The 11,600-nt window shown below is 53.6% G+C and carries 11 protein-coding genes, 1 rRNA gene and 1 other annotated feature; of the genes, 5 read left to right on the top strand and 7 right to left on the bottom strand.

The features are described 5' to 3' along the window. The 4 genes from ACOTY5_RS09800 to rluD all read right to left on the bottom strand — a co-directional run. A 16S ribosomal RNA gene (locus ACOTY5_RS09800) occupies positions 1-92 on the bottom strand; the annotation flags it as partial. A gap of 426 nt (positions 93-518) precedes the next feature. After that, positions 519-3,092: an ATP-dependent chaperone ClpB gene (gene clpB / locus ACOTY5_RS09805; RefSeq protein WP_017692862.1), complete on the bottom strand. Its 2,574-nt coding sequence runs from the start codon at positions 3,090-3,092 to the stop codon at positions 519-521. 129 nt (positions 3,093-3,221) lie between these two features. Continuing rightward, positions 3,222-3,953, bottom strand: coding sequence for a purine nucleoside phosphorylase YfiH (yfiH, locus tag ACOTY5_RS09810; RefSeq protein WP_045141910.1), 732 nt, complete (start codon positions 3,951-3,953; stop codon positions 3,222-3,224). After that, the gene (gene rluD / locus ACOTY5_RS09815) at positions 3,950-4,930 is read right to left on the bottom strand and encodes a 23S rRNA pseudouridine(1911/1915/1917) synthase RluD (RefSeq protein ID WP_017383977.1); all 981 of its coding nucleotides are present in this window, start codon (positions 4,928-4,930) and stop codon (positions 3,950-3,952) included. Before rluD ends, yfiH begins: the two co-directional genes overlap by 4 nt. A 131-nt stretch (positions 4,931-5,061) precedes the next feature. Between rluD and bamD the strand changes: the two genes are divergently transcribed. The 4 genes from bamD to pheA all read left to right on the top strand — a co-directional run bounded on the left by bamD (position 5,062) and on the right by pheA (position 7,827). Next, a complete protein-coding gene (gene bamD, locus ACOTY5_RS09820) occupies positions 5,062-5,799 on the top strand; it encodes an outer membrane protein assembly factor BamD (protein WP_003863164.1) in 738 nt (245 codons plus the stop codon). A 266-nt stretch (positions 5,800-6,065) separates the two neighbouring features. Beyond that, a complete protein-coding gene (gene raiA, locus ACOTY5_RS09825; protein WP_003863162.1) occupies positions 6,066-6,407 on the top strand; it encodes a ribosome-associated translation inhibitor RaiA in 342 nt (113 codons plus the stop codon). A 103-nt stretch (positions 6,408-6,510) separates the two neighbouring features. After that, positions 6,511-6,636, top strand: a sequence feature (Phe leader region). Then, positions 6,512-6,559: a pheA operon leader peptide PheL gene (pheL, locus tag ACOTY5_RS09830; RefSeq protein WP_100229775.1), complete on the top strand. Its 48-nt coding sequence runs from the start codon at positions 6,512-6,514 to the stop codon at positions 6,557-6,559. It overlaps the preceding feature by 48 nt. Before the next feature lie 30 nt (positions 6,637-6,666). Continuing rightward, on the top strand, positions 6,667-7,827 hold the full coding sequence (gene pheA, locus ACOTY5_RS09835) for a bifunctional chorismate mutase/prephenate dehydratase (protein WP_015571567.1): 1,161 nt from the start codon (positions 6,667-6,669) through the stop codon (positions 7,825-7,827). Here the strand turns inward: pheA and ACOTY5_RS09840 are convergent. From ACOTY5_RS09840 to aroF, 3 genes are read right to left on the bottom strand one after another with little or no spacing between them, the layout of a single operon-like run. Then, positions 7,824-8,696 (bottom strand): SMP-30/gluconolactonase/LRE family protein, encoded by an 873-nt coding sequence (locus ACOTY5_RS09840; protein WP_045141909.1) that lies wholly within the window; start codon positions 8,694-8,696, stop codon positions 7,824-7,826. The genes pheA and ACOTY5_RS09840 overlap by 4 nt on opposite strands. Positions 8,697-8,756: 60 nt before the next feature. After that, positions 8,757-9,878, bottom strand: a complete 1,122-nt coding sequence (gene tyrA / locus ACOTY5_RS09845) for a bifunctional chorismate mutase/prephenate dehydrogenase (RefSeq protein ID WP_006811631.1) — start codon at positions 9,876-9,878, stop codon at positions 8,757-8,759. Between the two features lie 10 nt (positions 9,879-9,888). Further along, positions 9,889-10,959: a 3-deoxy-7-phosphoheptulonate synthase AroF gene (gene aroF / locus ACOTY5_RS09850; protein WP_421631904.1), complete on the bottom strand. Its 1,071-nt coding sequence runs from the start codon at positions 10,957-10,959 to the stop codon at positions 9,889-9,891. Between the two features lie 212 nt (positions 10,960-11,171). On the opposite strand from aroF, the gene ACOTY5_RS09855 reads away from it, so the two are divergent. Further along, entirely contained in the window at positions 11,172-11,546 is a 375-nt protein-coding gene (locus ACOTY5_RS09855) for a DUF2799 domain-containing protein (protein WP_032649145.1), read from the top strand. Positions 11,547-11,600: the final 54 nt, after the last annotated feature.

Genomic DNA, 11,600 nt, shown 5'->3' on the forward strand with positions numbered 1-11,600 from the left:
AAGCAGCAAGCTGCTTCCTGTTACCGTTCGACTTGCATGTGTTAGGCCTGCCGCCAGCGTTCAATCTGAGCCATGATCAAACTCTTCAATTTAAAAGTTTGATGCTCGTGAATTAAACTTCGTAATGAATTACGTGTTCACTCAGAGACTTGGTATTCATTTTTCGTCTTGCGACGTTAAGAATCCATGTCACTTTGAGTGCCCACACAGATTGTCTGATAAATTGTTAAAGAGCAGTGCCGCTTCGTTTTCGCTGCGGCGCGGGGTGTGCATATTACGCTTTCCCGCTTCAGAGTCAAGCGTTTGTTTTGCTTTTCTCTGCTGACCCGGCGGCTTGCGTGCCGTTGTTCCGTGTCAGTGGAGGCGCATTATAGGGAGTAATTCCGAACCTGCAAGGATAAAGTGAAAATTATTTACTGACCGCTCATTTTCCAGGCAAATCACATCCCAGACCTCAATTTTCGCCTGGTTTTTAAACAAAAACGAGCCGCAAGCGGCCCGTTTTTGCGTTTTGTGACTTACTGCACTGCCACAATGCGATCGTCGTTGGCTTCCAGACGAATAACTTTGCCCGGAACCAGCTCCCCAGAGAGGATTTGCTGTGCCAGCGGGTTTTCGATCTGCTGCTGGATAGCACGTTTTAACGGACGCGCACCATAAACAGGATCGTAACCATTCTCGCTCAGCAGCTTCAGCGCATCGTCGGAAATGTGGATTTCATACCCACGCTCTTCCAGACGTTTGTACAGACGCTGCAACTGGATCTGCGCAATCGACGCGATGTGTTTCTCGCCCAGCGGATGGAACACGACCACTTCATCAATACGGTTGATGAACTCCGGACGGAAGTTTTGGCTGACCACCCCCAGCACAAGATCTTTCATATGGCTGTAATCCAGCTCACCGAAGCGTTCCTGAATCAAATCGGAACCCAGGTTCGAGGTCATGATCACCACCGTGTTACGGAAGTCGACCGTTCTTCCCTGCCCGTCCGTCAGACGCCCATCATCCAGCACCTGCAACAGAATGTTAAACACGTCAGGATGAGCCTTTTCCACTTCATCCAGCAGGATGACGGAATAAGGACGACGACGAACCGCTTCCGTCAGGTAACCGCCCTCTTCATAACCGACATATCCCGGAGGCGCACCGACCAGACGCGAGACGGAGTGTTTCTCCATAAACTCGGACATATCGATACGCACCATCGCGTCATCGCTGTCGAACATAAAGTTAGCCAGCGCTTTACACAGCTCGGTTTTACCGACACCGGTTGGCCCCAGGAAAAGGAACGAGCCGATTGGACGATTCGGATCGGACAGCCCCGCACGGCTACGACGAATGGCGTTAGATACCGCTTCGACCGCTTCGTTCTGTCCAATGACGCGCTGATGCAGATCCTGCTCCATACGCAGCAGTTTCTCACGTTCGCTTTCCATCATGCGAGCCACAGGAATACCCGTCCAGCGCGCCAGCACTTCGGCAATCTCGGCATCCGTCACTTTATTACGCAACAGACGCATGGTTTTGCCTTCCGACTGCGTGGCGATCTCAAGCTGTTTTTCCAGCTCAGGGATCTTGCCGTACTGTAGCTCGGACATCCGCGCCAGATCTCCTACGCGACGGGCCTGCTCAATGGCAATTTTCGCCTGCTCCAGCTCCGCCTTGATTGTCTGGGTGCCAGAGAGTGAGGCTTTCTCAGCTTTCCACTCTTCTTCCAGCTCAGAATACTGACGCTCTTTCTCGTCCAGTTCTTCGTTAAGCATATCGAGGCGTTTCTTACTCGCTTCGTCAGACTCTTTGTTCAGCGCCTGCTGTTCCAGCTTGAGCTGGATAATGCGGCGATCGAGTCGGTCCAGCTCTTCCGGTTTCGAGTCAATCTGCATACGGATGCTGGACGCCGCTTCATCGATAAGGTCGATGGCTTTATCCGGCAACTGACGGTCGGCAATGTAACGATGCGAAAGCGTCGCCGCCGCAACGATGGCCGGGTCAGTGATCTGCACGTGATGGTGCAGTTCATAACGCTCTTTCAGTCCTCGCAAAATGGCGATGGTATCTTCAACGCTTGGTTCAGCGACAAACACCTTCTGGAAGCGACGCTCCAGCGCGGCATCTTTTTCAATGTACTGACGATACTCGTCCAGCGTAGTGGCGCCAACGCAGTGAAGTTCACCACGCGCCAGCGCAGGTTTCAGCATGTTCCCGGCATCCATTGCGCCGTCAGCTTTACCCGCCCCCACCATGGTGTGCAGTTCGTCGATAAACAGAATGACGTTACCTTCCTGTTTCGCCAGATCGTTCAGCACGCCTTTCAGACGCTCTTCAAATTCACCGCGGTATTTCGCCCCGGCCACCAGCGCGCCCATATCCAGCGCCAGTACGCGACGGCCTTTCAGCCCTTCGGGCACTTCGCCATTAACGATACGCTGCGCCAGCCCTTCAACGATGGCGGTTTTACCGACGCCAGGCTCACCAATCAGCACCGGGTTGTTTTTGGTACGACGTTGCAGTACCTGGATAGTCCGACGAATTTCTTCGTCACGGCCGATTACCGGGTCAAGTTTGCCCTGCTCGGCACGTTCGGTCAGGTCGACCGTAAATTTCTTCAAAGCCTGACGTTGGTCTTCGGCTCCCTGGTCGTTCACGCTTTCACCTCCGCGCATTTTCTCAATCGCCTGGGTCACATTAGCGGTGGTTGCACCGGCGGATTTCAGCAGGTCGGTTAAGGTACCGCGTGATTCAAGCGCCGCCAGAACAAACAGCTCTGACGAAATAAAGTTGTCCCCACGTTTTTGCGCCAGCTTGTCGCAAAGGTTCAGCACGCGCACCAGATCCTGCGACGGCTGCACGTCGCCGCCGGTACCTTCTACCTGCGGTAAACGGCTCAGCGCCTGATCGATGGCGGTGCGTAACTGGCCGGCATTAATGCCAGCGGACGTTAATAAAGGACGTACCGATCCCCCTTCCTGATTCAGCAAGGCGCTCATTAAATGAAGAGGTTCGATAAATTGGTTGTCGTGCCCCAGTGCGAGGGACTGGGCATCGGCGAGAGCAAGCTGGAATTTATTAGTAAGACGATCCAGACGCATAACTCCTCCCATAACAGGTCAAATTTGCTACTGGAGATTAAATGAGGTCATCCCTCAATTATTCAAGGTTAATAACCTGAATTATGTGAAAAGAAAACAGCGCGTACCGGATCGTCTTGATTCTTTAGGTTATATCAGCCAAATGAAACTTGCCATACGACCTGTCGTCTTGTCGCGGCGATAGGAGAAAAAATCACCCTTTTCGCTGAAGGTACAGCGATCTCCGCCGAAGATTTGGGTCACGCCGACGTTATTCAGGCGCTGGCGGGCAAGCTGATAAATATCGGCCAGATATTTATCTCCGGAAGCCACAAACGCTTCGACCGCCTGCGGATCTTTTTCCATAAAGGCATCGCGCACTTCGGGCCCGACCTCAAACGCCTGCGGGCCAATCGCCGGGCCAAGCCAGGCGATGAGATTTGCAGAATCGTCATGGAAGCAGGCAACGGTCTCTTCCAGCACGCCTTCGCACAGGCCTCGCCATCCGGCGTGGGCAGCAGCCACTTCAGTCCCTGCCTGATTGCAGAACAACACCGGCAGGCAATCAGCAGTCATCACCGCGCAAACCGTTCCCGGCGTATTGCTGTACGAAGCATCGGCGCGCTTAGACGCATAGGGCTCCCCCGTCAGCTTCAGCACCGCTTTACCGTGCACCTGCTCAAGCCAGACCGGTTTTGAAGGAAGGTTTCCCGCAGCAAAGAGGCGTTTACGGTTCTCTTCAACGTGCTCCAGGTTATCACCACAGTGCGCACCGAGGTTCAGTGACTCCCACGCGCCCTGGCTCACGCCACCGATACGGGTTGAACTACAGGCGGCCACGCCTTCAGGCAGTGGCCACTCCGGGACAATCAGTTTGGTCATAACCAGTCCACGTGATCCTTATGTTCTTCGAAATCTGCGCGCATCGCGTCGATAAGTTCCACCATATCCTGTGGGATCGGCGCATGCCATTCCATCTGAATTCCAGTAATTGGGTGATAAAGACGCAGCATCGTCGCATGCAGCGCCTGGCGATCGAATTTACGCAGCACGGAGATGAATTCATCCGATGCGCCCTTTGGTGGACGCGGACGACCGCCGTAAACCGGGTCACCCACCAGCGGATGGGTAATATGCGCCATGTGCACGCGGATCTGGTGAGTACGCCCGGTTTCCAGACGCAGACGCAGGCGCGTATGAATACGGAAATGTTCCATGATGCGGTAGTGGGTTACCGCCGGTTTGCCCATCGGGTGTACGGACATATGCGTACGCTTGGTTGGGTGACGGCTGATAGGCTCTTCCACCGTGCCGCCAGAGGTCATATGACCAATCGCCACCGCTTCATACTCACGGGTGATTTCGCGCAGTTGCAACGATTCCACCAGGCGAGTCTGGGCGGGAACCGTCTTCGCCACCACCATCAGACCCGTGGTGTCTTTATCCAGACGGTGAACGATACCGGCACGCGGTACATCGGCAATCGGCGGATAATAATGAAGGAGAGCGTTAAGTACCGTACCGTCAGGATTGCCCGCGCCCGGGTGAACAACAAAGTCGCGCGGCTTGTTGATGACCAGAATGTCGTCATCTTCGTAGACGATATCCAGCGGGATATCCTGCGGCTCGAAGCGGACTTCCTCTTCGATTTCAGCATTGATGGCGACAGCTTCCCCACCAAACACTTTCTCTTTTGGTTTGTCCCAGATCTTGCCGTTTACCAGCACGCGCTGGTCAAGGATCCATTCTTTTATGCGTGAACGCGAATAATCAGGGAACAATTCGGCCAAAGCCTGATCTAAGCGTTGACCGAGCTGATTTTCGGAGACTGTTGCGGTGAGTTCTACTCGTTGTGCCATAAACTGCTTCTTCGTTTAACGTTGGGTTTTACGGCTTTGCCGTTTAATATAGTGTGCTATTGTAGCTGGTCTTAATCGGGAGCAGGAACTGAGTTTCTCCCGGACAAACATTTGAGGAAAGTCAAAACGTCATGACGCGCATGAAATATCTGGTGGCAGCGGCCACGTTGAGCCTGGCTTTGGTGGGCTGCTCCGGTTCGAATGAACAGGTCCCTGACAATCCGCCGAATGAAATCTATGCGACTGCACAACAAAAGTTGCAGGACGGTAACTGGAAACAGGCGATAACGCAACTGGAAGCGTTGGATAATCGCTATCCGTTTGGCCCGTATTCGCAGCAGGTACAGTTAGATCTTATCTACGCCTACTACAAAAATGCCGATCTGCCGCTGGCTCAGGCAACGATCGATCGTTTCATGCGTCTGAACCCTACCCATCCTAACATCGATTACGTGATGTACATGCGCGGCCTGACTAACATGGCGCTGGATGATAGTGCATTGCAGGGCTTCTTCGGGGTGGATCGTTCCGACCGTGACCCGCAACATGCGCGTGATGCTTTCAATGACTTCTCCAAACTGGTGCGTAGCTACCCGAACAGCCAGTACATTACCGATGCCACTAAGCGTCTGGTGTTCCTGAAAGATCGTCTGGCGAAATATGAGTACTCCGTTGCGGAATACTACACCCGCCGTGGCGCATGGGTTGCCGTGGTTAACCGAGTAGAAGGCATGCTGCGTGATTATCCGGATACCCAGGCCACGCGTGATGGCCTTAAGCTGATGGAGAATGCGTATCGCCAGATGCAGATGACGGCTCAGGCTGACAAAGTGGCGAAAATCATCGCCGCGAACAGCAGCAACACCTGATACCGCTACAACGCATAACGGCAGCCGCGGGCTGCCGTTTTTTTATTCTTTCACACTTACGCTGAAGCGGTTTAGCTTCAACACATCCATTCAACTATGACCGCAATTGTTGGCTTCGACAAGGTAAATCTCACCTCTTCCTGCCCTGCCTCACAAAAAAGATTCCCTGACAAAAACCGACAAAATAACGTGATCTAAATCACACATTTTGACATTAGGTCGGGTATGCTGGGATCACCAAGACGGAAAGACAAGAGGTAAAATTTATGACAATGAACATTACCAGTAAACAAATGGAAATTACTCCGGCAATCCGCCAGCACGTCGCAGACCGTCTCGCCAAACTGGATAAATGGCAAACACATTTGATTAATCCACATATCATCCTGTCCAAGGAGCCGCAGGGTTTCATCGCTGATGCAACTATCAATACTCCAAACGGCCATCTGGTCGCCAGCGCAAAACACGAGGATATGTACACCGCAATTAACGATTTGATCAACAAGCTGGAACGGCAGCTCAATAAAGTGCAACACAAAGGTGAAGCACGTCGCGCCGCAACCTCGGTGAAAGACGCCAGCTTCGCGGAAGAAGTTGAAGAAGAGTAATCCTCTAAAATTGAGTGTACCTACAACGCGCCTTCGGGCGCGTTTTTTATTGACAGGATCAAAACAGTGCAGGTACTTTAACCTATCAATTTCAGGATGACCTTATGAAACAGACGCCGTTTTTCTTCGCATTCTTTTTTACCTTCCCCTGACCGGGAGGCGTTTCGTCGTGTGATAAAGAATGCGAAGACGAACAACAAGGCCTCCCACACCGGGAGGCCTTTTTTATTGATAACGATAAAATGAGACAGACAACACTATGACACCGGAAAACCCGCTCCTGGATTTACGCGTAAAAATCAGTGCACTCGACGAAAAATTACTGGCCCTGCTGGCAGAACGCCGCGCGCTCGCCGTTGAAGTGGGCAAAGCCAAGCTCGAGTCCCATCGGCCGGTGCGCGATATCGATCGCGAACGTGATTTACTGGAACGGTTGATTCAACTCGGCAAAGCGCATCATCTGGATGCGCACTACATCACCCGCCTGTTCCAGCTCATCATCGAAGACTCCGTTCTGACGCAACAAGCCCTGCTCCAGCAGCATCTGAACAAAACCAACCCGCACTCTGCTCGTATCGCTTTCCTCGGCCCGAAAGGCTCCTATTCTCATCTGGCGGCTCGCCAGTACGCAGCCCGCCATTTCGAAGAGTTTATTGAGAGCGGCTGCGCGAAATTTGCAGACATCTTCAACCAGGTCGAAACCGGCCAGGCCGATTACGCCGTGGTGCCAATTGAGAACACCAGTTCCGGCGCCATCAACGATGTTTACGATCTGCTCCAGCACACCAGCCTGTCGTTAGTCGGCGAGTTGACTATCCCTATCGATCACTGCGTGCTGGTCTCTGGCTCAACCGATCTGAGTCAGATCGAAACGGTGTACAGCCACCCGCAGCCGTTCCAGCAGTGCAGCCAGTTCCTGAACCGTTATCCGCACTGGAAAATTGAATACACCGAAAGCACCTCGGCGGCGATGGAAAAAGTGGCGCAGGCAAACTCTTCTGCCGTCGCGGCTCTCGGTAGCGAAGCGGGCGGCGCGCTGTATGGCTTACAGGTGCTGGAACGCAATCTGGCCAACCAGACGCAGAATATCACCCGTTTCGTGGTTCTGGCCCGCAAGGCCATCAACGTGTCGGACCAGGTCCCGGCGAAAACCACCCTGCTGATGGCGACCGGCCAGCAGGCGGGTGCGCTGGTTGAAGCGCTGCTGGTGCTGCGTAATCACAACCTGATCATGACGAAGCTGGAATCCCGCCCAATCCATGGCAACCCGTGGGAAGAGATGTTCTATCTCGACGTTCAGGCCAACCTGGAGTCTGCATCCATGCAGAAAGCCCTGCGCGAACTGGGCGAGATCACACGCTCCATGAAAGTGCTGGGCTGCTATCCGAGCGAAAACGTGGTCCCGGTCGATCCGGCTTAACGTTCGATAAAGCGGCTTTTCTTCATCCCTGCCACATTTACAGGCAGGGTGAAGACGGCACCGGAAAGCGGATATTTCGCCAGCTCCTCCGCCTCCATATTTTCCCGCGTGGTGGTGATAAACAGCGTTTTCATATCGTCGCCGCCAAAGCAGACCATTGTCGGGCAGCGTACCGGCAGCCGATACTCTTCCAGCTGTTCGCCTTGCGGTGAAAACCGTGCGATACGCCAGCCGTCAAACAGTGCGCTCCAGTAGCAGCCTTCCTCATCCATTGCCGCTCCATCGGGTATACCTTCTCCCTCGCTAAACCGGCGAAACTCTTCGCGCTTACCGGGTTCCCCCTGCTCATCAAGCGGCGTACGGTAGATCACGCCGTTCGGCGTATCAGAAGTAAACATCCACCGTTTATCAGGACTAAACGCTAAACCGTTATGCCCGTGAATATCGCACTGGATCACTTGCGGCGTCAGGTCGTTGTCGATACGCATCAGCATGGCGCCGTTATAATCTCCCGGCCCCCAGAACGTGCCCGCATAAAACCGTCCCTGATGATCGGTACCGCCATCGTTAAAGCGTGCAAGCTGCGGGTTGGACGGGTTATCGCAAACCTTACGCTGGAGCAGGCCGTGTTTATCGGTCAGCCAGATGGCGTTTCGCATCGCGACGATAAATCCGCCGCGTTCACGCAGGGCAAAACACCCAACTTCTTCATGGAATGAGAGCACCGAGTGTTCCGCGGTGGGCAGATGGTACCGATGGATCTCCCCTTCCAGGATATCCGCCCAGTAGAGCGCCTTCTCGTCTGCACTCCACGTCGGGCATTCGGGCAGATGCCCGGTATAGTTCAACAGCAGCTGCGGTTCAGCCATGACAGTTCCCCAAAATGAAAAAAGCCAGCATTGCTGGCTTTCAGTATATACATCATCGCATTACTGGCGACTGTCATTTGCCTGGCGCAACAGCGTGCGGCTTTCACTCTGGAATCGCGTGGCGTAATCACCGAACCAGTGCTCCACTTTACGGAAACTGTCGATAAAGGCTTGTTTATCGCCGTGTTCCAGCAAGGTGATCGCTTCGCCAAAACGCTGATAATAGCGCTTGATCAGCGCCAGATTATTTTCAGACGACATGATGATGTCGGCGTAAAGCTGCGGATCCTGGGCAAACAGTCGCCCGACCATCGCCAGCTCCAGACGATAGATTGGCGAGGAAAGCGCCAGCAATTGTTCAAGCTGAACGTTCTCTTCCGCCAGGTGCAGCCCATAGGCGAAGGTTGCAAAGTGGCGCAGCGCCTGAATAAACGCCATGTTCTGGTCATGCTCTACCGCGCTAATGCGGTGCAAACGTGCTCCCCAGACCTGGATCTGTTCCAGGAACCACTGGTAGGCTTCCGGCTGCCGTCCGTCACAGTAAACCACTACCTGCTTCGCCAGGCTTCCGCTGTCCGGGCCAAACATCGGGTGTAACCCAAGCACGGGGCCAGTGTGCGCCGCCAGCATTGCCTGTAACGGACCATTTTTAACGGAGGCCAGGTCCACCAGTATGCAATCTTCCGGCAGCGGAGGAAGTTTCGCGATTATTTGCTCCGTCACATGGATCGGCACGCTGACGATAACCATTCCGGCGTCTTTCATCAGCTCCGGCGCGTGCGACCAGTCCTCTTTCTCCAGAATACGCACCTGATAGCCAGAAAGCGTCAGCATTTTCTCAAACAGACGCCCCATCTGCCCGCCACCACCGACGATAACCACAGGGCGCAGCGACGGACAGAGGGTTTTGAAGCCCTTGTCGTTTTCGCTGGAATAGGACTCGCGCATCACGCGACGCAGGACGTCCTCAATCAAATCAGGTGATACGCCCAGGGCCTGCGCCTCTTTACGGCGGGAGGCGAGCATAGAGGCCTCACGCTCCGGAACGTAAATCGGCAGGCCGTATTTACTTTTAACCTCGCCGACCTCAGCAACCAGTGCCATGCGGCGCGCCAGAAGATCCAGCAACGCCTTATCCACTTCATCAATTTGATCGCGTAATGCGGTCAATTCAGCAACCATAACTACCCTCTTATGCCAGACGCGTCGCCAGCTGGCCGTTCAAATCTTTGTGGATCTCACGCAGCAGCGCATCGGTGGTTTCCCAGCTAATGCAGGCATCGGTGACCGAGACGCCGGGCTTCATCGCGCTACGCGGCTGTTCCGATGACTGATTGCCTTCATGAATATTACTTTCAATCATCAGGCCGATAATTGAACGGTTGCCATCTTTAATCTGAGCAATCACAGATTCTGCAACCGCAGGCTGGCGACGGTAATCTTTATTCGAATTACCATGACTGCAATCTACCATCAGCGCCGGACGCAGTCCCGCCTGTTCCATCTCTTTTTCACACTGCGCGACATCCGCCGGGCTGTAGTTTGGCGCTTTACCACCGCGCAGGATCACATGCCCGTCCGGGTTGCCCTGCGTTTGCAGCAGGCATACCTGGCCCGCCTGGTTGATCCCGACAAAACGATGGGGCATGGCGGCGGCGCGCATGGCGTTAATCGCCGTGGCCAGGCTGCCGTCGGTACCGTTTTTAAAACCAACCGGCATAGACAGGCCAGACGCCATCTCGCGGTGGGTTTGTGACTCGGTGGTGCGCGCCCCAATCGCAGACCAGCTAAACAGATCGCCGAGGTACTGCGGGCTGTTCGGATCCAGCGCCTCGGTTGCCAGCGGCAGCCCCATGCTGACCAGCTCTACCAGCAGGCGACGCGCAATCTTCAGGCCGGCTTCCACATCAAACGAGCCATCCATGTGCGGATCGTTGATCAACCCTTTCCAGCCAACGGTCGTACGTGGCTTCTCAAAATAGACGCGCATCACCAGATAGAGGCTATCGCTGAACTCCTCCGCTAATGCTTTAAATCGACGAGCGTACTCAATGGCGGTTTCAGGATCGTGAATAGAGCAAGGACCACATACCACCAGCAGACGCGGATCGCGGCCAGCGATAATGTCAGAAATGGTCTGGCGCGAGTGCTCAATCTGAGCTTCCTGCGCGACGCTTAGCGGGAATTCCGCCTTCAGTTGATCCGGGGTGATTAACACCTGTTCGTCAGTGATATGTACGTTGTTCAGCGCGTCTTTTTGCATGATTGCGATCCTGTCAAACTCGTTTGCGATAGTGGTTTTCCTCGAAGAGGTGACACAACGATATCACATTAAGTAAAGATTTCAATCCAAAATACGTACACATTACTTTACATCAGCCCTTTAATTGCAAAAATAATGGCCTAAAATCGTAAAGTTAAAATTACACACGCACGCCTGTAAGCCAGGCTATGCTCACAAAAAGGAGAATAGCCATGCGTTCAATTGCTTTTATGTTGTTGTCGCTGATTTTGTCGGGTTGCCAGATCAATCCTTATACTTTTCAGCCTGACTGGACCAGGCCGGACTGGTTCACGGCCGGTAAAGAAGACGCTATGAATGGTGTTCCGGTTAAAGATAACCAGGCTCTGGCCGATAGTTTTAATGACCCTCAGGTTGATCGAGCGGAATATCTTCGTGGCTACGCTGACGGACAGAAAAAAATATGCGAAGAGGGCTTTATTCACGCCTGGGGATTAGCGGGCAAATCATTTCCTGCCAGCTGCGATGCAACTGAAAATGCAGTAAAACTGCATGAATCCTGGCAACAAGGATTGGATGAAAGTATGCGTTCCAGCAGGCTTAATTGAGCCTGCCTTAATTCCTCTGAATATAGCTCACTGTAAGATTTAGCTTAGGTCAAA

The sequence above is a fragment of the Enterobacter cloacae complex sp. SHL018 genome (assembly GCF_049237905.1).
In the GTDB taxonomy this organism is placed as follows: domain Bacteria; phylum Pseudomonadota; class Gammaproteobacteria; order Enterobacterales; family Enterobacteriaceae; genus Enterobacter; species Enterobacter hormaechei_C.